The organism is Stenotrophomonas sp. 169, assembly GCF_014621775.1.
Taxonomy (GTDB): Bacteria; Pseudomonadota; Gammaproteobacteria; order Xanthomonadales; family Xanthomonadaceae; genus Stenotrophomonas.
In genome coordinates this window covers 3,024,576-3,044,388 of record NZ_CP061204.1, presented here as the reverse complement: position 1 = coordinate 3,044,388, position 19,813 = coordinate 3,024,576, and the positions used below count along the sequence as shown (strand labels likewise).

Sequence of the window (19,813 nt, the reverse complement as noted above, 5' to 3'; positions counted from 1 at the left end):
TGCTCCAACCGGACCAGCCCCGCGCGCGGTGGCCCGGGACGGTGCCGGAGGGAACCACCAAGGGTCAGCCCATGTCCGCCAACCGCCTGTACCAGACCATCGCCGCCAAACTCCGCACGTTGATCGAGGACGGAGAGTTCCCGCCCGGCACACGGCTGCCCGGCGAACGCGAACTGGCCGAACGCTTCGGCGTCAGCCGGGTCACCGTGCGTGAAGCGGAGATCGCCCTGGAAGCTCAGGGCTGGATCGCGATCCGCATCGGCTCGGGCGTGTATGTGAAACCGCGGCCACTGGATGGCCTGGGTGGCTTTCCGGATGTCAGCGCATTCGACCTGACCGCGGCGCGTGCGGTGTTCGAGGCCGAGGCCGCCGCGCTGGCGGCCGGCAACCTGGAAGACGCCGACATCGCCGAACTGCGGGTGCTGGCCGAGGCGCTCTGCCGTCGCGACCTGACCGATGCCGAGGCGGGTGATTTCGACCGCCGCTTCCATCTGACCATCGCCCGCCTGTCCGGCAATCCGGTGGTGGAGTATTTCGTGCAGCAGATCTGGCGCATGCGCAGCGACATGCCGCGCGTGGCAGAGGTGTATGCCCGTGTCTGCCACGACGACGGCGCCAGCCGTGCCGACGAGCACATGGCGATCTTCGAGGCGCTGGCGTCGCGCGATCCTGCTGCAGCGCGCAATGCGATGCGCTACCACTTCCAGCGCCTGTTCGAAGCGATGCTGGAGGCGACCGAGAACCAGGCGCTGGCCGAGATCCGCCGACGCACCGCGCAGGACCGCGAACGCTTCATGGCCACGACGCGCATCTAGAGTCTGTACATGGCGGCGCGGCGGCGGGAGAGGCTGCACGGGACACTGTGAGGCAGGAGCCGAACAGTAGCCTACAAGGACGTACTTGCGGCGTGTCCCGTGCAGCCTCTCCCGCCGCCGCGAGACCCAGACGAAAACGCCCGCCAGCGCGGCAAACCCACCCCGCGGGGTATGCTGCAGGTCGGTTTTCATGGAAGAGGAAGCGCGATGTTCCCGACGATGTTCTTTACGGTGGTACTGGCGATCGTGGCCGTGATCGTGCTGTTCAAGGCAGTGCGCATGGTGCCGCAGGGCTTTGAATGGACGGTGGAGCGTTTCGGCCGCTACACCCATACGATGTCGCCCGGCCTGCATTTCCTGATCCCGATCGTGTACGGGGTAGGGCGCAAGGTGAACATGATGGAGCAGGTGCTGGACGTGCCCAGCCAGGAAGTGATCACCAAGGACAACGCCGCGGTGCGCGTGGACGGCGTGGTGTTCTTCCAGGTGCTGGACGCGGCCAAGGCAGCCTACGAGGTTTCCAACCTGGAAGTGGCGATGATCGCCCTGGTACAGACCAACATCCGCACCGTGATCGGCTCGATGGACCTGGACGAATCCCTGAGCCAGCGCGAGGTGATCAATGCGCAGCTGCTGAGCGTCGTCGATCAGGCGACCAATCCGTGGGGCCTGAAGGTCAACCGGATCGAGATCCGCGACATCCAGCCACCGCGCGATCTGCTGGACGCGATGGCGCGGCAGATGAAGGCCGAACGCGAAAAGCGCGCGCAGATTCTCGAAGCCGAAGGCGCACGCCAGTCCGAGATCCTGCGTGCCGACGGTGAAAAGCAGGCGACCGTGCTGGAGGCCGAGGGCCGCCGTGAGGCCGCATTCCGCGATGCAGAGGCACGCGAGCGCCTGGCAGAGGCCGAAGCCAAGGCCACCCAGATGGTGTCGGTGGCGATCGCCGAAGGGGACGTGCAGGCAATCAATTATTTCATCGCACAGAAGTATGTAGAAGCGTTCAAGGCCCTGGCGACCTCGCCGAACCAGAAGCTGGTGCTGATGCCGATGGAGGCCAGTGGCGTGATCGGCTCGATCGCCGGCGTTGCCGAACTGGCCAAGCATGCTTTCGCCAAACAAGACGACAAGCCTGCCCGCGCGGTCCCGCCGCGCTTTGGAGACTGACATGCGCTGGGAAGTCGTTGGATGGGGGGCACTGGCGCTGCTGTTGTTCGCTGCCGAAGCGATGGCACCGGGTGCGTTCATGCTGTGGATCGGCATCGGCGCGGCGGCGGTGTTTCTGATCACCGCACTGGTGCCCGGCATTCCGGTGCTGTGGCAGGTGGTTGCGTTCGTGGTCCTCAGCGTGGTCGCCATCCAGGCGTATCGCCGCTGGGGCAGGACGCACGGCCGGCAGAGCGATGCGCCGCTGTTGAACCGCCGCAGCGCGCAGTTGGTGGGCCGCGTGGCGGTGCTGCAGCAGGGCATCGTGGCCGGGCAGGGGCGGGTCAGCATCGATGATTCGTCGTGGCAGGTCACCGGACCGGAGCTGGCGGCGGGCACGCCGGTGCGCGTGGTGGCCGTGGTCAATGGTGTGCTGCAGGTGGAAGCGAACGGGTGAGCCCCCCTCGCGGATGGCTGTGACCGGAGGTTGCTTGCTTGGGGCCGGGCGGTGAGGCTGTGCGGGGGACGGCAAAAGCTGCGTCCATGCGTGCCTCGTTTCGCGCCATCCATGGCGGGGTCCACGTCATCGCATTCGCGCTGCCGCTCCCACGCTTTGCTTCGCAAACCGCGGGCCCCGTCTCACCAGCACCCACACCCCGCCGCTTCGCGGCCGCCCCTGACTCAGGGGCTCCCTCCACCAGACAGCCTGCTGTCATCGGTAGCGCCGAGCCATGCTCGGCGGAAATCATCAGACCTCATTTTCCAGCGAATCCGCCGACCATGGGGCGGCGCTACCAACGCAGCACCGTGGACCTGTCGAAGGTGGGGCGGGGTGGGGTGGCGGGGGCGCTGAGCGCCATGGATGGCGCGAAACGAGGCCCGCAGGATGCGGCTCGTGCCGTCCCCCGCCACTCCACCCCGCCCCGCCAACATGCAGCCCTGTGGCTTATGCGGTTGCCGTGGCCGTTGCCCTTGCCCTTGCCCTTGCCCTTGTCCTTGCCCTTGCCCTTGCCCTTGCCCTTGCCTTTACTTCTGCAGTGCAGCGCGCAGCGCCCTCGTGCTATCTGGGATAATGGGGGTCTTGTTTCCTAGTTGCCGGACCGGTCATGACCCAGAAGACGCTGCTCAACGATTCCCACCGCGCCCTCGGCGCAAAGATGGTCGACTTCGGGGGCTGGGACATGCCCATCCACTACGGTTCGCAGTTGGATGAGCATCACCTGGTGCGCCGCGAGGCCGGCGTGTTCGATGTCAGCCACATGACCGTCGTCGATCTGCGGGGTGATCAGGTCAAGCCGTTCCTGCGTCGCCTGCTGGCGAATTCCGTGGACAAGCTGAAGGGCCCAGGCAAGGCGCTGTATTCCTGCATGCTCAATGCGCGCGGTGGCGTCATCGATGACCTGATCGTCTACTACGTGGCCGATGATTTCTTCCGCATGGTCGTCAATGCCTCGACGCGCGAAAAAGACCTGGCGTGGCTTACCGAACAGGCCATCCCGTTTGCCGTCAGCGTGCAGCAGCGTCCGGATCTGGCGATCCTCGCCGTGCAGGGGCCGCAGGCCCGTGACGCGGTAGGCGGGTTGGTCGACACCGACGACAAGGACGCACTGGCCAAGCTCGGTCGCTTCGCCGCCACCCAGGTAAGCGCCGCCGATGGCGTGCCGTTGTTCGTCGCGCGTACCGGCTACACCGGCGAAGACGGTTTCGAGATCCTGCTGCCGCAGGATGCGGTCGTCGCGTTCTGGGACAAGCTGATCAAGGCCGGGGTCAAGCCGGCCGGTCTGGGCGCGCGCGATACATTGCGGCTGGAAGCCGGCATGAACCTGTATGGCCAGGACATGGACGAAGCGATCACGCCGTACGAGGCGGCGCTTGCCTGGACGGTATCGCTGGATGAGGGCCGCGATTTCATCGGCCGCGATGTACTGGAAGCGCAGAAGGCCGCCGGCGATGCACGGCAGATGATCGGGCTGGTGATGGACGAAAAGGGCGTGCTGCGCCACGGTCAGGTCGTAACGACCGCAGGCGGCCAGGGCGAAATCCTCTCCGGCACCTTCTCGCCCACGCTGGGCAAGGGCATCGCCTTCGCCCGCGTACCTGCGGGTGAACTGGGCGACGTCACCGTCGACATCCGCGGCCGCGCCGTCCCCGTGCGCGTGGTCAAGTTCCCGTTCGTGCGCGAAGGGCAAGCGCAGGCCGGTGTGCTGGGCGAGGCGTGATCGCAGGTTTGTCGGCACGGGCCTGCCAGCAGGCCCGGCCGGTTGGTTACACTAGCGGCGTTTTTTCCACACCCTGTATTCCTGGAGCAGTGTCATGAGCGAGATCCCCGGCGACCTCAAGTTCCTCAAGTCCCACGAGTGGGCGCGCGTCGAGTCCGACGGCCGCATCACCGTTGGCATTTCCGACCACGCCCAGGGCCTCCTCGGCGATCTGGTCTATGTCGAGCTGCCCGAAGTCGGCATCGAGGCAAAGGCGGGCGAAGCCATCGCCGTTGTCGAATCGGTCAAGGCGGCTTCGGACGTCTACAGCCCGGTCACCGGCACCATCGTCGAGGTCAATTCGGCGCTGGCTGACAAGCCGGAGACCATCAATGAAGATGCGTACGGCGAAGGCTGGCTGTATGTGGTCGATGCCGCGGGTGCGGGTGAGCTCGATGAGCTGCTCGGTCCGGACGACTACGCCGAGGTGCTGGAAGACGACGATCACTGATCGGGGTTGACCGGTTGCAGCGAAGGACCGCCCCCAGGGGCGGTCTTTTTTTTGGCCGCCGCGTGATGCGTTTTCTCTTGCGCCGGACCGGCGCCGACCGCGCGCTGATGGCATGCGTGTCACCCACGCCCGTTCGATGTGCGGTCGGAACCCTGCACCTGCTGGTCGCGTAAAGCGGAAAAGTTTTGCGCAAAACCGCGTTTGCACCACGCGCATCGGCTTCATTCGTGTGAAAAAATAACGGCACGTTTCCGAAGTGTTCCGGTAACCAGGTTGCAGCGATACGTTTGCCCACGGGTAACGTACGCGCCAACGCATGCGTTGCACGCCATTTTTGAAAATGACTTGTTTAAAGCACTTTCGCGCGCGACCGAGGCGCTGCGCGTCGCGCCGTCGAAGGCGCGCAAGGCCCTCGCGGGGCGCTGGTGCCCTCCCTGCGCTGCAGTGATCGAGCAGGCGCGAGGCGGGTTCTGCGTGAAAGTTTTTGCTTGGGGTTGTTGACAGCCCAAAAAAGCGTGATTAGGTTTCGCCCAACGGACCTTTCTTCGAAACCGAGTGCACCCGATCAACCGACAGGCGCGAAGCACAACCCGGACATCCACTGCACGTCGAGCGACGGTGGAGTCGGCACAGCTTCCCCCGGAGATTCGCACCATCCGTTCTGCCGCGATGCCAGCCTCGCCGATCGAAGCGGGCACCGCAGCACCCGTCACGACGCGTGGTACGCGTCGGCGGTCCCCGCCAACCCATCCGGCGGGTTCGATTTACCTGGGCGTTTCAATTCTCCATCACTGACGAGGAGCCATCCCATGGCCACTGCGAAGAAGAAGCCCGCCGCCAAAAAGGCGACGAAGAAGGTAGTCAAGAAAGCCGCTGCGAAAAAGGCAGTGAAGAAGGTCGCGAAGAAGGCGACTGCCAAGAAAGCAGTGAAGAAGGTCGCCAAGAAGGCAACGGCGAAGAAGGCAGTAAAGAAGGCAACCAAGAAGGTCGCGAAGAAGGCAACGGCGAAGAAGGCCGTAAAGAAGACCGCGAAGAAGGTAGCCAAGAAGGCGACCGCCAAGAAGGTCGCGAAGAAGACCACCGCGAAGAAGGCTGCCAAGAAGGTCGCGCGCAAGCCCGCCAAGAAGGTCGCCAAGAAAGCGGTAAAGAAGGCTGCGGCCAAGAAGACCGCCAAGAAGGCGACCAAGAAGGTAGCCAAGAAGGCAACCGCGCGTAAGGCGACCGCGAAAAAGGCGACCGCGAAGAAGGCCGTAAAGAAGACCGCCAAGAAGGCGGCGAAGAAGGCCACCGCGAAGAAGCCGGCTGCGAAGAAAGCAGCGCGCAAGACCCCGGTCCGTCGCAAGAAGTCCGCTCCGGTGGCCTTGCCCGCAACCCCGGCGCCGCTGATCTAAGCACGTCCCGATAGCGATACCTGAAGCCCCCTCTCCGACAGCCCAGCGGAGCGGGGGTTTTTTTATGCAGCAAAAAGGGGACGGAGGGAATTAATCGATATTAATTCCCTCCGTCCCCTTTTTTTGTTCCTTTATCGGGGTGAGGCTGTAGCGCGGCTGGAGGAGGCGCCCTTGCGCTTGTCCTGGGCCGGTGCGCCTTCCGCCATCAGGCTGTCGCTGCCGAAATCGGTATCGACATCCAGCCAGCGCTGGGTCGGCAGGCCCATGGCCGCATCCAGCACGGTGGGCAGCAGTCCGCTGGGCAGGCTGCTTTCGCCGTTCCAGAGGATGGCGATGCCCAGGTCACGTTCCGGCACCAGCGCCACCAGGCCGCGGTAGCCCTGCACGGCGCCTGCATGGAACACCACTTCGTGACCGGCGTAATCGAAGTTGCGCCAGCCCAGTGCGTAACCGGCCGAGCGCAGGCGCTCACGGCGCCAGCCCGAGCGCATTTCGCCGGGCGTGTTGACCAGCGAGGCGTGCAGGGTGGCCAGCAGCGGCGCGGGCAGCACGTCAGGGCGATGTCCGGTCTGTGCCAGCAGCCACTGCGCCATGTCGTTGGCGCTGGCGTTGACGCCCGCCGCCGGTGCGAGGCGGTAGTAGGTCGGCTTGGGCGTCAGCGAGACCCAGCCGTTGCGGCTGCGCACGTGCGGGCGCGCCCAGCGCGAGCTGGCCTGGATGCCCGCCAGCCCGAGGCTGGCATCGTCCATGCCCAGTGGCTTGAACAGCCGGCGTTCCACCGCCTGTTCGTAGAAGCTGCCGGAGGCGGCGTAGACCACATCGCCGATCAGGCTGTAGGCCACGTTCTGATAGGCATAGCAATCACCCGGCAGGCATTTCAACGACGTGGACCCCAGCTTCTGGGTCAGCGTGTAGTACTCCGCATTCGCTTCGATATCGCGGTCATACGCGTTGTACGGCAGGCCCACCCGATGGCTGAGCAGATCGGCGACGGTCAGCCGTTCGGTGGCCTCGGGCGTGGTGAGCTGGAAGCCGGGCACGTAGTCGGTGACCTTGCTGTCCCAGCGCAGGGTGCCATCGTTGACCAGCAACCCGGCCATGGTGCCGGCGAAGGCCTTGGACAACGAGGCCAGGCGGAATACGGTGTGCGAATCGACGGGCAGGGGATTGTTGACGTCGGTGACCCCGTAGCCGCGCGCGCTGAGGATGCGACCGCCCTGGACGATGGCCACGGCCATGCCCGGCACACGCTCGCCATAAGTCAGCTGCTGGGCCATCGATTCGATCTGGCTGACATTGAAGCCGGCGGCGGGGGCCTGTGGGTTGGCCGTCAATCCGGTGCGATAGGCCGCCGGTTGGGTATGCGCCGGGGCAGCGGCTGCCACTTCGATGTTGGCCGGCATCGGCGGCAGCGCCGACGTCTGCGCGGTGGTGGACAGGGCAACGGGCATCAACATGCCCAGCATTTCGGTGGCCGCCGTACGGAACGGACGACGGCGGCTGTTCTTGTTCATTAGATCGGGACCCGAGCGCGACTGCTGTGACCGATTCTATCCCCGCTTTTCGTCATTGCACAAACAAAGCGAAGATGAATGCGCATCTTATTGAATAATCGATGATTTGAGGGGCAAAAGCAGCGCTCATGAGCGCTGCCATGCGCAGCGGTACTGTTGGTGTACGGGGGACATCCGGTCTGGACCGGCCCGCGATGCTGGCGATGTTGCAGTGCATTGGATACCGTACGCGCTTCCCCGCATCCGGAGTCGCCCATGCCTTCCTGCTGCCGCCTGACGCGCGCGCCGGGTGACACGTGAGCGCGCCGCTGGCACCTGCCACCGTGGGCGGACCGGTACGGCAACTGACGCAGGCGCTGCGCGAGACGCCCGCCTTGTGGTGGTCATTCCTGTATTTCTTCTGCCTGCTCAGCGGGTATTACGTGCTGCGGCCGGTGCGCGAGGCGATGGCGTCCTCGTCGGACATGCAGGAAGTGTTTCCGCCTTCGCTGATCGCCTGGTTTGCCAGCCATGGGGTGGCGCTGCAGGATTTCGTCCTGCAGTTCCTGTTCACCTGCGTGTTCCTGATCATGCTGGTGCTGCAGCCGGTATATGGCTGGCTGGTCAGCCGTCATCCACGGCGGGTGTTCATGCCGGTGGTGTACGGGTTCTTCATCGTCACCCTGCTTGGTTTCCACGTCATGTTCGACAGCGACGTGCCGGGACGCGGCATGGCGTTCTTCTTCTGGATCACCGTGTTCAACCTGTTTGCTGTCGCGGTGTTCTGGAGCTTCATGGCCGATGTGTTCACCAACGTGCAGGCACGGGCGTACTACGGTTACATCGGCGCGGCGGGAACCATCGGGGCGTTTCTGGGCCCGATCATCACCGGTGCGCTGGTGCAGCGGGTTGGCATCGCCAACCTGATGCTGGTGTCCGCCGGCTTCCTCAGTGTGTGCCTGCTGTGCATCTGGCGCCTGCGGCACTGGGCCGTGCTGCGCGAACGTGAGCAGCAACTGGTGTCAGGCGAAAAACCGATGGGCGGCAGCGTGCTGGACGGGCTGAAGCTGATCGCGCGTGAGCCGCTGTTGCGCTGGCTGGCGGTACTGGTGGTCTTCGGCGTGGGCGTAGGCACCCTGCTGTACAACGAACAGGCGTCCATCGTGCGGGCGGCCTACCCGGATCCGGAAGCGCGCACGGCGTTCTATTCGCATATCGACCTGGCGGTGAACGCACTGACCCTGCTGGTGCAGCTGGGCCTGACGCGCTGGCTGCTGTCGCGCCATGGCGTGGCGCCGGCCCTGCTCATCCCGGCCTTCGCGATCATCGTCGGCTTCTCGGTACTTGCCGCTTCGCCCTTGCCGCTGTTGGTAGCGGTGGTGCAGATCGTTACCCGCGCCAGCGAGTTCTCGCTGTTCAAGCCGGCGCGCGAGACGATCTATACGCGCGTTGACCGCCAGTGGCGTTACAAGGCCGGTGCGGCCATCGACACCGTGGTCTACCGCGGTGCCGACCTGAGCTTCGCCTGGCTGCACAAGGCGCTGACGCTGATGGGCCCGCACCTGGTGTTCGTCGGCGGTGTGGTGGTGGCCGGCATGATGACCGTGGCCGCGTTCGGCGTGCTGCGCGAAGAAAAGAAGCTGCCGCGCGATCAATAGCCTGTCGCTGCGCTCGCCGAGCATGGCTCGGCGCTACCGGTGAGGGCGCTGCTCACTTCACCCAACTCTCAGAAGGACCGTCATGTTCTGGATTTCCGTTGCCCTTTCCCTGACGCTGCTGGTAGCCGCGTTGCACGTTTACTTCCTGGTGCTGGAGATGTTCCTGTGGACGCGTCCACTGGGCTTGAAGACCTTCCGCAACACGCCGGAGAAGGCGGAGGCCACGCGCGTGCTGGCGGCCAACCAGGGGCTCTACAACGGCTTCCTGGCGGCCGGCATCCTGGTGGGACTGGTCCGGCATTTCGAGATCACCATTTTCTGCCTAGTCTGCGTGGTCGTGGCAGGCTGCTACGGCGCATGGTCCGTCAACAAGCGGATCTTCTATGTGCAGGCACTGCCGGCACTGCTGGCGCTGGCCGCGATCTGGCACGCAGGCAGCCGGTTGTAACGCCGCGCCAGCGGCGACGGTCTCTCAGCCGCGTGGTGCGGGTCGCTCGCCCGGGATGGCGCGACGCTGCAATGGAAAACGGCGAGCCGAGGCTCGCCGTTTTTTTGTTCATTTTCCAACGTGATCAGGCTGCCTGCTGCGAACCGGATTCCTTGCGCGGCAGATCGTAGTAACCCGCCGAACGCAGTTCATGGGTATCGAAGTCATCTACCGTGATGGCCTCCAGGGTGATCGCACGCAGTTCGTCCAACAGGGTGCGCTCGTCCTGGGTCAGCACGCCTTCGGCCACGGCTTCGTCGAGCTGCTTGTTGTAGTCCAGCGCCTCGATGCCCTTGCTCTTCAGCGCCTTAAGGAACTTGCGCTCCACCGGCTCGGCCATGATGGCCTTGGCCAGGTAGCTGTTGATGCGGCCACCCGGGTTGTTCTCGCACGGCGTCAGGAACACGCCGTCGGCCAGGCGGTCACGGGCCTCGTTGGGGGCCATCAGCAGGGCGGCGACGCGCCGGCTCAGGCGGTCGCCCGGCGCTTCGGCACGGCGGCCCAGCGGGAAGATCAACAGCCACATCAACCAACCGATCGGGCGGATCGGGAAGTTGCGCAGCGCCGCCGACAACGACTCTTCGATCTTGTGCACGCTGTCGTGGAAACCCCAGGCCAGCAACGGCTGGTCAGCCTGCGGTGCGCCTTCATCGTGGTAACGCTTGAGCATGGCGCTGGTCATGTAGACATGGCTCAGCACATCACCAAGGCGACCGGACAGCGATTCCTTGAACTTCAGCTTGCCGCCGAGCGTCATCATCGAGATGTCGGCCATCAGCGCCAGGTTGGCGGAGTAGCGGTCCAGCTTGCGGAAGTAGCGGCGGGTGTAGGCATCGCCCGGGGCGGCACCGAAGCGCGCGCCGGTCAGGCCGAACCAGAACGAACGCACGGCGTTGGAGATGCCGTAGCGGATGTGGCCGAACAGGCTGCGGTCGAATTCCTGCAGGCCGGCCTTGCGGTCCGGATCCTGCGCGGCCTTCATTTCCTTCATCACCCAGGGGTGGCACAGGATCGCGCCCTGGCCGAAGATCAGCAGGCTGCGCGTCATGATGTTCGCGCCTTCCACGGTGATCGCGATGGGCGCGGCCTGCCAGCTGCGGCCGGCGAAGTTGCGTGGCCCCAGGATGATGCCCTTGCCGCCGATCACATCCATCATGTCCGAGATCACTTCGCGGCTCATGCTGGTGCAGTGGTACTTGGCGATTGCCGACGGCACCGACGGCACATCGCCGCGGTCAACCGCCGCAGCGGTGGCCTGGGCGAGCGCGCTGATCTTGTAGGCCTTGCCACCGATACGCGCCAAGGCTTCTTCCACGCCTTCGAAGCGACCGACCGAGAGGCCGAACTGCTTGCGGATGCGTGCGTACGCACCGGTGATGACCGCGCCGGCCTTCGCACCGCCGCTGCCCGTGGAGGGCAGGGTGATCGAGCGGCCCACGGCGAGGCATTCGTTGAGCATGTTCCAGCCCTTGCCGGCCATGGCGGCGCCGCCGATCAGCTGGGTCAGCGGGATGAAGACATCCTTGCCCTTGATCGGGCCGTTCTGGAACGGCGAGTTCAGCGGGAAATGGCGACGGCCGACTTCAACGCCGGGCGTTTCGCGCGGCAGCAGGCCCAGGGTGATGCCGATGTCGCGCGTGTCACCAATCAGCTTGTCCGGGTCGTACATGCGGAAGGCCAGGCCGATCAGGGTCGCGACCGGGGCCAGCGTGATGTAGCGCTTGTCGAAGGTCAGCTTGACGCCCAGCACGCGCTCGCCGTTCCACTCACCGTGGCAGACGATGCCGTAGTCGGGGATGGACGTCGCATCGGAGCCGGCGAACGGGCCGGTCAGGCCGAAGCAGGGCACTTCGCGGCCATCGGCCAGGCGCGGCAGGTACTGGTCTTTCTGTTCCTGGGTGCCGTAGTGGTTGAGCAGTTCACCCGGACCGAGCGAGTTCGGCACACCGACGGTGGAACTGACCACCGACGACACCGAGGCCAGCTTCTGGATCACCTTGTGGTGGGCCAGCGCGCTGAAGCCAAGGCCGCCATATTCTTTCGGAATGATCATGCCGAAGAAACGGTTCTTCTTGATGAAGGCCCACATCTCCGGCGGCAGGTCGGCATGGACATGGGTGATTTCCCAGTCGTTGACCATCTTGCACAGTTCTTCCACCGGGCCGTCCATGAAGGCCTGTTCTTCGGCGGTGAGCTGCGGCTTGGGATAGTTCAGCAGGATGTTCCAATCCGGGTCGCCGGTGAACAGCTCACCTTCGAAACCGACCGAGCCGGTTTCCAAGGCAATCCGCTCGGTCTGCGACAGCGGCGGCAGCACCTTGCGGAACACCTTCATCATCGGCGCGGTCAGCAGCGGCTTGCGGACGAAGGGCAGCAGCAGCGGAATCGCGATGACCGCCACGATGGCAGCGGCGACGATCGTTGCCGTCTGGTTGATATACGGGACGAACCAGCACACGGCCAACACGGCCACGCTGATGATCGTCCACGTAATGAGGCGCATGCGGTGATAGGCCGCAAATGCACTTGCCAGCAGAAGGGCAAGGAAGGGAAGAACGATGCTCATGAGCGTACTCCGGTGACGTGCTCGGGTTCGGCGGACGATGCTGCGGCCAAGGCCGGCGGCAACACGTCCAGATAGTTCAACACAGTAGCGGTAAAAGCGTCGTTGTCGTCGCCGGCCACCATGTGGGTGGCCTGCGGAAGCTGTACGTGTGTGGCATGCGGTGCCAATGCAAGGAAATCGGCAATGGTCTGCGGTGTCACCAGATCACTGCGTCCGCCACTGACCAGCAGCAGCGGGCACTTCACCTTGCTCGCCGCCGCTGCGAGTGCATCCTGGTGCTGTTCACTGTCACGCACCAGCTCAGCCACCAGGCGCGGATCCCAGTGCCAGCGCCAACGGCCGTGGCCGTCTTCGCGCAGCAGGGCGCGAAGGGAATCGTCCGCTTTGCGTGGCCGATGCGGCAGATAGGCCGCGATGACATCCGCCGCCTCTGCGAGTGACGCGAATCCCTGCGGATGCGCGGTCATGAAGGCAAGAATGCGTTCGACACCGGCGGTGTCCCAGCGCGGTGTGATGTCCACCAGCACCATCGCGGAGAACAGGCCGGGCCAACGCGATTCGGCCAGCAGGCCGAACAGGCCGCCCATCGACGCAGCCACCAGCACGGGCGGCCGGGTCTGCTCGCCCGCCAGCACGATCAGGTCATCGGCGAACTGGTCACCGTGATAAGGCACATCCGGTGCGTTCCAGTCCGAATCACCGTGGCCGCGTGCGTCATAGGCGAGGGTCTGGAATCCATGGGCGGCGAGCGCGTGCGCCGCCGGCGTCCATGCGTGACGGGTCTGCCCGAACCCGTGCGCGAACAGCACGGGCCCGCGGCGTCCGGTCGTCTCGGCCGATACGGCCAACGTCGCGCCGTGGGCAGCGTCCAAGCGCAGATCGTTGAGGGTGACGGAGGGGGTAGGGGTAACCATACCTATTAGTATGGAGTGCCTGCGAGGGAAGTCAATACTCCGACGTATGGTGCATCGCAGCGGGCTTGGAAAAGCCAACTGCAACCAACCTCCGAGCGTGGCTCGGCGCTACCGGGCGGCATCAATGCGCCTGCCTTCATACTGCAACCAACCCCTGCGTATGGTTAAATCAGCGGATGAGCGAATCCGAAACTCCTGCCAGCGACGTGCGCGCTGGACGCAACAGCCGCCTCAGTGCGGAAGACTGGGCCCAGGCCGCCCTTGATCTCATTGCCGAGCAGGGCGTCAGCGCGGTGGCGGTGGAGCCTCTAGCCCGCCGCCTTGGGGTGACCAAGGGCAGTTTCTACTGGCATTTCCCGTCCCGCGATGCGCTGCTGCAGGCGGCGCTGGAGCGCTGGGAACTGTTCGAACAGGAGCAGGTGTTCGGCAGCCTGGAAGAGGTGCCGGATCCGCGGGTGCGCCTGCGCCAGCTGTTCCAGGTCGTGGCCCATGAAGTACAGCCACATATCATCTACAGCGAGTTGCTGAAGGCGCTGGACCACCCGATGGTGCGCCCGGTGATCGACCGCGTGTCGCAGCGTCGCATGGATTATCTGATTGCCTCATTCCGCCAGGCCGGGTTGAGCTCGACCGATGCGCGGCATCGCGCGCGCCTGGCCTATGCGGCCTATGTCGGCTTCCTGCAGCTGTCGTTGCAGTTGCAGCAGCCGAAGCAGGCGCGTGAAGAGTTCGAGGCGTACGTGGAGCATGTGATCGATACGCTGATCCCGGGCTGATCCCGGGCTGATCCGGCGCCAGATTCGCGTTACCCGAAGCCGCGCACCAGCGCGGCTTTTTTGTGGCTGCGATCCCCGCCTTGCCGGCGCAGACCGCACAAACAACAACGGCCCCTTTCGGGGCCGTTGCATCAGACATTTCCGATCAGTGGATCGATCAGAACTTCTGCTTGTACTGCATGTACATGTAGCGGCCCGGCAGGTCGTACTGCGGGTCGAACATGTTGTACGACACGGCGTAGGACTGCGGCGGATCCTTGTCCCACACGTTGTTCAGACCCACCATGACGGTGCCGTTCCACGGGGTGTTGTAGCGGAACTGGACGTCGTGATAAACGGTCGAGCTGATGTGGTTCTCGCGGTTCACAGCATCCGAGCAGTATGCGCGGGTTGCGGCGCCCAGCAGGCAGGCTTCGGTCATGCCCGACTTGTAGCGGAAACCGTAGTTGATGCCGAAGTCCTGGTAGCTCCAATCCAGGTACAGATTGGAACGGATGCGCCAGTACGGATCCTGGTTCAGGTACTTGCCCTGACGACCTTCAACTGCCGAGTCGGCCGTTGCCTGCGTTTCCCACTTGCTCAGGTACGTGCTGTCCCAGCTGATGGTGAACTGGCCGAAGGAGAACTCGGGCAGGCGGTACAGCATGCCCAGATCCCAGCCTTCCACCTTGTAGGAGGACAGGTTCTGCAGCGGCATGTCGACATTGACGATGGCGCCGTTCTCGGCGGTGGTGCCGTAGTTCGGGTCACGCGTGATCAGGCCGCAGTACGCTGCCTGTTCCTGCGCGGTGCCGCCGTAGCAGCGGTCCATGATGTCGTCGATCGACGGGCGGGTGATCGCGTCTTCGATCTTGATCTGCCACCAGTCCAGGGTCACGTTCAGGCCCTGCACGAAGCTCGGGCTGAAGACCAGGCCCAGCGTCTTGCTGGTCGAGGTTTCCGGCTTGAGGTTCGGGTTCGAGGTCCAGGTGAACGGCTCGACGGTCTGCAGCGGACCTGCGTCGCCATCGGTACCCGGCTGGACCAGGCCAGCCGGCACGCCCTGCGCCTGGCACTGGGCCAGAACGGCACCGGTGGGCAGGTTGGCGGCGGCGCACGGATCGGCGTAGGTTTCGAACGAATCGGTGTTGCCGCGGAACAGATCGTTGATGCTTGCTGCGCGGAAGCCTTCGGAGTAGTTACCACGGACCATCAGGTCGTCGATCGGCTTCCAGCGGAAACCGAACTTGTTGTTCGTGGTGTTACCGAAGTTGCTGTACTTGGAGTAGCGGGTCGCCACGCTGAAGTCCAGCAGCTGGGCGCCCGGCAGGTCGGCCAGCACCGGGATCGACAGCTCCAGGTACATTTCGTCCAGATCGTACGAACCCTTGGTCGGGCTGGCGCCGTTGCCGGTGCTCAGGCCCGATGCGATGAACGCATCCGGGTCGAACTGGCCGCTTTCCTTGCGGTATTCATAACCGGCCGCGAAGCCCAGCGCACCGGCCGGCAGCTGCACGATTTCACCGGAGATGTTGGCGTAGTAGCCCTTCGACTCCTGGGTCGCCGAGTCATGCGCGGTGAACGTGGTGTACTCCAGCGCTTCCGGGCTGATCGAGCCCAGGCCGCCCAGCGGATTGATCGGGGCACAACCGGTGATCACGTCGCCGCCCGGGGCGGTGACGCAGACCGGCACGCCGCCACGGATCTCGGACGGGCCATAGGCTTCGTCCAGACGCGCCACGTTGAGCAGGCCGTAGGTCAGGTCGTTCTGGTCGGTCTTGTCGTAGCGGTAGCCGACGTCCCAATCGAAGGTACGGTCAGCAAACTCGAAGAAGCCTTCGAAGCCACCGTAGAAGTGCCAGTTCTTGACGTTCTGGTTGAACGAACGGCCGCCGGTCTCGTTGAAGCGGCGGTTCACGCCGGTCAGGTCGACGCCGTACGGGTTGTAGACGCTGTCGGCGCTGAGGGTCATGCCGGTCACCGGCATGGCGGCCAGCAGCTGCTCGGACTTGCGCTCGTTGTACATCGCTTCCGTACGGAAGGTGACGTTGTCGGTGATGTTGTACGAACCGGCAGCGAACAGCGAGGTGCGCTCGTTCGGGGTCAGCAGGTAGTTGTCCGGCGAGGTGTTGTAGCCGTGCACGTTGCTGACGAACGGAACTTCCGTGCCATCGATGATGATGCGACGGGTGCCGTTACGGACGTACGAACCCGGGATGCCGGTGCCGCTCTGGCCGCTGAAGAACGGCGGGCCACCAGCGGAGATCGCACGATCACCCGCCATGACTTCCTTTTCATTGACGTACGAGGCGCCGATCATCACCGATGCGCGATCGGTGGTGGTGCCCAGCGTGAAGTCATAGGCTTCGCGCTCGCCGTCGCCGTCGCTGTACTGGCCCTTGTAGAAGTTGGCTTCCGCGCCGTCGAAGTCACGCTTGGTGATGATGTTCACCACGCCGGCGATGGCGTCGGAGCCGTAGATCGTCGAAGCGCCGTCCTTCAGCACGTCGATACGCTCGACCATGGCCACCGGGATGGTGTTCAGGTCGACGCTGCCGTCCAGGCCGGTGGTCCAGCGGCGGCCGTTGACCAGCACCAGGGTGCGCGAGCTGCCCAGGTTGCGCAGGCTGATGCCGGACGAACCGTCACCGCCGTTGTTGAAGGTACGGTTCAGTGCGGCGCCGTTGGCGGCGACGCGCTGCAGGATGTCGGCAACCGAGGTCACGCCCTGCTTTTCGATGTCTGCGCGGGTGAGGCTCAGAACCGGCTGGGAGGTCTCAACGTCGGTGCTCTTGATGCGCGAACCGGTGACCGAGATACGGTCCAGGTTGGTGGTGCCCGAGGCTTCCTGCGCGATGGCAGTACCCGTGCCGGCAGCGCTGGTGATCAGCGCCAGGACGACGGCGTCACGCAGTGTGTTGCTGTTGCGGTTCATTGGACTCTCTCTCCAAGTGGTCTTGGTAACTACGTGGTGTGGCCCGCGAAGGAGGCGAAAGGCGCTTCCAAGTTTCGCTGGGCTGGTCCCGATACTACTTCCGTCTTTTGCAAAATTAAAGCTTTGTTAATGATTCGCGTGATTTTGGTGAAATTCGGCAAACCCGTTCAGGTCGCGCACAAACGAAAACGCCCCGAAAGTCGGGGCGTTTTCAAAAAAAATGCTTTAATAACAGGGGGTTAAAGGTCCTGCTCGTACCGTACGTACGGAACCGTGCCGTCATCGTTGCTCTCATTGCGCGGTGAGAACGGATTCTTGCCCCGGCTGACCACGTTTTCCGCGCCAACCGTCAGCTGGCCGGACCACGGGGTCCGCCAGGTCAGTCCAACGCCCAGGCCTTCCCATTTGCCGGGCTGGCCGGGCACGTCGACCACACGTCCGATGATGTTTCCGCTGAAATTACCGTAGCCGGCGCCGATGCTCAGGCTCTTGCTGTCCCAGCGGTCGACGATCGAAGGCGCGACATCCGCCAACGGAACCAGACGGGCCTTCGCATAGGTACCGCCGATCGAGACGAAGCCTTCGCGGCCGATGTTCTTCTGGCCGAAGACGGTCAGGTCGTTCTGCTCGGCGCGCAGCGACGTCGCCTTGTTCGGGCCTGACAACCAACCGGGAAGGGTTTCACGTCCACTGCCGACGGTAAGGCCAACGCGCCCGCCCGGTCGGTTGAATGCGGCGGTGCCACTGAAGCGCCGTGACAAAGTGTCTTCGTCGTCGCCAAGGCTGGCCAGCATGCAATGGCTGGCCAATCCGCTGATGTTCGTGCCACGGCTGCTGTTGCACAGCAGGCCGAGGGAATCACCGGAGGACAGACCGAAGGCCGCATCCAGCGAGCTGCGACCAAAATGCCAGCGTGCACCGGCTACCTGCTCACCGGTCGGCTCCAGATAGAGCAGGGCCTCTACTTTGCCGCTGCCCTTGTTCCATACCGGAATGACGGTGCGGGTGTCCTTGGCCTGCGCGTGCACGCCGGAGGCCGCCCCGAGGGCGATCAGCAGTGCAAGCGATTGGCGCAGGAATGTAGTCATGAGTCCAGTCAGACAGTCAGATGCATGGCAAGTTCCCGCCGGAGCGGGATTTGGAGCGTAGGCTGTTTATGATTCTTTAACAAGTCGTTGTCCTCCCCAGAACACGAGCTCGCCAGCGGCTGGCCTGCTTTACTGAAGTCGCTCAGGTGCCGGGATGGAAGTACCGCCACCGTGGAACAGTATCCCGAATTCCGTCAAAGGAAAGTGATACTCCTTCCCGCAGAATTCGCAACGGACCTCCACCGCACCGGTGGGCTCGGCGGCGGCCCGGGCTTCTTCCTCACCCAGCGACTGCAGCATGCCCGCCACGCGTTCGCGCGAGCAGGTGCATTCGAAGCGCAGCGGCTTGTCGCCCATGTGCTCCGGCTGCTCTTCATGGAACAGCCGGTAGACCAGGTCCTCCGCCGAGGTGGCCAGCAGTTCGGCCTTGCCCAGCGTCTCGAACAGGGCGCTGATGCGGGTCCAGCTGTCCAGGTCGCCCTCTTCGCCAGGCAGCTTCTGGATAAGCAGGCCGGCGGCACGTTCGCCGTCGGTCGCCAGCAGCAGGCGCGTCGGCAACTGCTCGGACTGGCGGAAGTAGTCCTCGAATGCCTCGTCCAGGTTCGGCGCGCTGAGCGCGACCAGGCTCTGATAGCGCTGCGGTTCGCGCGGATCCAGGCCCGGGTTCTCGATGGTGATGGCCAGCACCGCGTCATCGCCCAGTCCATCCAGGCTGGCCGGCGCGTCCTGGCCTTCTTCCAGCTTGGCGATGCCGCGCAGCGTACCGGCGGCGGTGCATTCGGCGAAGAGGGTGCGCAGAGAGCTGCTGCTGCGCAACTGGATCGACAGGCGGCCGTCCACCTTGGTGTGGCCGGTGAACAGGGCGGCCGCCACGGTAGCGTCGCCCAGCATGCCGGCCGCACGGGCGGGGTAGTCCGCATGCGACAGGATCTGTTTCCACGTCTCGTGCAGGCGTACGTGTACACCGCGCACGCCGGCATCGGGAAGCAGGAAGCGGAACAGGGAGTCGTTCTGATCGGTCATGGTTGGGGCCGCACGTATATAAGAAGGTGAGGTTGCCGGATAATGCGCCGACAACCGATGAAGAAATGAGTGAGCCATCAATGGGGTCAGGGGACGACAACCTCAAGGCAGTGCAGGCCGCCGGCACCTCCCGCTGGCGCTGGCGGCGTCTGCTGTGGCTGCCGGTCGTGCTGGCCGCGTTCAGTGTGCTGCAGGTGCTGGTGCTGCGCTTCGTGGACCCGCCTGTGTCTACGGTGATGCTGTGGCGCTATGGCGAAGCGCTGGGGCAGGGTGATGGCGCTTACCGCCTGCACTATGAATGGCGCGATCTGCAGAAGATGGCAACGAGCCTGCCGATCTCGCTGGTGGCTGCGGAAGATCAGCGCTTTCCGCAGCACAATGGGTTTGATCTGCAGGCGATCGAGAAAGCCCGCGATCACAATGCGCGGGGTGGACGCGTGCGCGGGGCCAGCACGATCAGCCAGCAGGTGGCCAAGAACCTGTTCCTGTGGCAGGGCCGCAGCTGGCTGCGGAAAGGGCTGGAGGTCTGGTACACGCTGCTGATAGAGACCTTCTGGTCCAAGCACCGCATTCTGGAGGTGTACGCCAACATCGCCGAGTTCGGTGACGGCATCTATGGTGCCCAGGCCGCGTCACGGCAGTTCTGGAACAAGGATGCGTCGCGTCTGACCCCTGCGGAAAGCGCTCGGTTGGCCGCCGTGCTGCCGGCACCCCGGCGTTACGACGCTGCGCAGCCGGGCCCTTATGTGCAGCGGCGCGCGGCGTGGATCCAACGGCAGGCGCGGCAGCTGGGCGGCGGCGCGTACCTGCAGGATGACTGAGTACAATCCGAC

The 19,813-nt window shown here is 64.5% G+C and carries 16 protein-coding genes; 10 read left to right on the top strand and 6 right to left on the bottom strand.

What is annotated here, in order from left to right; all coding sequences use genetic code 11:
- Positions 1-71 precede the first annotated feature (71 nt).
- The 6 genes from ICJ04_RS13240 to ICJ04_RS13215 all read left to right on the top strand — a co-directional run bounded on the left by ICJ04_RS13240 (position 72) and on the right by ICJ04_RS13215 (position 6,061).
- On the top strand, positions 72-815 hold the full coding sequence (locus tag ICJ04_RS13240) for a FadR/GntR family transcriptional regulator (RefSeq protein ID WP_188324688.1): 744 nt from the start codon (positions 72-74) through the stop codon (positions 813-815).
- Between the two features lie 207 nt (positions 816-1,022).
- Positions 1,023-1,982 carry an SPFH domain-containing protein gene (locus tag ICJ04_RS13235; RefSeq protein ID WP_188324687.1) on the top strand — a complete coding sequence of 320 codons (960 nt, stop codon included), beginning with the start codon at positions 1,023-1,025 and terminating at the stop codon, positions 1,980-1,982.
- A gap of 1 nt (position 1,983) precedes the next feature.
- Positions 1,984-2,418, top strand: a complete 435-nt coding sequence (locus ICJ04_RS13230; protein WP_188324686.1) for an NfeD family protein — start codon at positions 1,984-1,986, stop codon at positions 2,416-2,418.
- A gap of 649 nt (positions 2,419-3,067) precedes the next feature.
- A complete protein-coding gene (gcvT, locus tag ICJ04_RS13225) occupies positions 3,068-4,180 on the top strand; it encodes a glycine cleavage system aminomethyltransferase GcvT (RefSeq protein WP_188324685.1) in 1,113 nt (370 codons plus the stop codon).
- 94 nt (positions 4,181-4,274) lie between these two features.
- A complete protein-coding gene (gene gcvH, locus ICJ04_RS13220; protein ID WP_188324684.1) occupies positions 4,275-4,670 on the top strand; it encodes a glycine cleavage system protein GcvH in 396 nt (131 codons plus the stop codon).
- 809 nt (positions 4,671-5,479) lie between these two features.
- Positions 5,480-6,061 carry a hypothetical protein gene (locus tag ICJ04_RS13215; protein WP_188324683.1) on the top strand — a complete coding sequence of 194 codons (582 nt, stop codon included), beginning with the start codon at positions 5,480-5,482 and terminating at the stop codon, positions 6,059-6,061.
- Between the two features lie 131 nt (positions 6,062-6,192).
- Here the strand turns inward: ICJ04_RS13215 and ICJ04_RS13210 are convergent, their stop codons facing one another.
- Positions 6,193-7,575, bottom strand: coding sequence for a serine hydrolase domain-containing protein (locus ICJ04_RS13210; RefSeq protein WP_188324682.1), 1,383 nt, complete (start codon positions 7,573-7,575; stop codon positions 6,193-6,195).
- A 296-nt stretch (positions 7,576-7,871) separates the two neighbouring features.
- Here ICJ04_RS13210 and ICJ04_RS13205 point away from each other — a divergent pair, with 296 nt between their 5' ends.
- Positions 7,872-9,212 carry an MFS transporter gene (locus ICJ04_RS13205; protein ID WP_188324681.1) on the top strand — a complete coding sequence of 447 codons (1,341 nt, stop codon included), beginning with the start codon at positions 7,872-7,874 and terminating at the stop codon, positions 9,210-9,212.
- Between the two features lie 82 nt (positions 9,213-9,294).
- The gene (locus ICJ04_RS13200; RefSeq protein ID WP_188324680.1) at positions 9,295-9,660 is read left to right on the top strand and encodes a DUF1304 domain-containing protein; all 366 of its coding nucleotides are present in this window, start codon (positions 9,295-9,297) and stop codon (positions 9,658-9,660) included.
- Between the two features lie 124 nt (positions 9,661-9,784).
- Here the strand turns inward: ICJ04_RS13200 and ICJ04_RS13195 are convergent, their stop codons facing one another.
- Positions 9,785-12,265 (bottom strand): acyl-CoA dehydrogenase, encoded by a 2,481-nt coding sequence (locus ICJ04_RS13195; RefSeq protein WP_188324679.1) that lies wholly within the window; start codon positions 12,263-12,265, stop codon positions 9,785-9,787.
- The gene (locus ICJ04_RS13190) at positions 12,262-13,179 is read right to left on the bottom strand and encodes an alpha/beta hydrolase (RefSeq protein WP_188324678.1); all 918 of its coding nucleotides are present in this window, start codon (positions 13,177-13,179) and stop codon (positions 12,262-12,264) included. The genes ICJ04_RS13195 and ICJ04_RS13190 overlap by 4 nt, the downstream gene beginning before the upstream one ends.
- Before the next feature lie 176 nt (positions 13,180-13,355).
- On the opposite strand from ICJ04_RS13190, the gene ICJ04_RS13185 reads away from it, so the two are divergent.
- The gene (locus ICJ04_RS13185; RefSeq protein WP_188324677.1) at positions 13,356-13,955 is read left to right on the top strand and encodes a TetR/AcrR family transcriptional regulator; all 600 of its coding nucleotides are present in this window, start codon (positions 13,356-13,358) and stop codon (positions 13,953-13,955) included.
- 157 nt (positions 13,956-14,112) lie between these two features.
- Here ICJ04_RS13185 and ICJ04_RS13180 read toward each other — a convergent pair whose 3' ends face one another.
- The 3 genes from ICJ04_RS13180 to ICJ04_RS13170 all read right to left on the bottom strand — a co-directional run bounded on the left by ICJ04_RS13180 (position 14,113) and on the right by ICJ04_RS13170 (position 18,980).
- Positions 14,113-16,869, bottom strand: coding sequence for a TonB-dependent receptor (locus ICJ04_RS13180; RefSeq protein ID WP_188324676.1), 2,757 nt, complete (start codon positions 16,867-16,869; stop codon positions 14,113-14,115).
- 239 nt (positions 16,870-17,108) lie between these two features.
- Positions 17,109-17,957: a hypothetical protein gene (locus ICJ04_RS13175; protein ID WP_188324675.1), complete on the bottom strand. Its 849-nt coding sequence runs from the start codon at positions 17,955-17,957 to the stop codon at positions 17,109-17,111.
- A gap of 129 nt (positions 17,958-18,086) precedes the next feature.
- Entirely contained in the window at positions 18,087-18,980 is an 894-nt protein-coding gene (locus tag ICJ04_RS13170; RefSeq protein WP_188324674.1) for an Hsp33 family molecular chaperone HslO, read from the bottom strand.
- A gap of 80 nt (positions 18,981-19,060) precedes the next feature.
- On the opposite strand from ICJ04_RS13170, the gene mtgA reads away from it, so the two are divergent.
- Complete coding sequence (gene mtgA, locus ICJ04_RS13165; RefSeq protein ID WP_188327336.1) at positions 19,061-19,801, top strand: monofunctional biosynthetic peptidoglycan transglycosylase; 741 nt, start codon at positions 19,061-19,063, stop codon at positions 19,799-19,801.
- Positions 19,802-19,813: the final 12 nt, after the last annotated feature.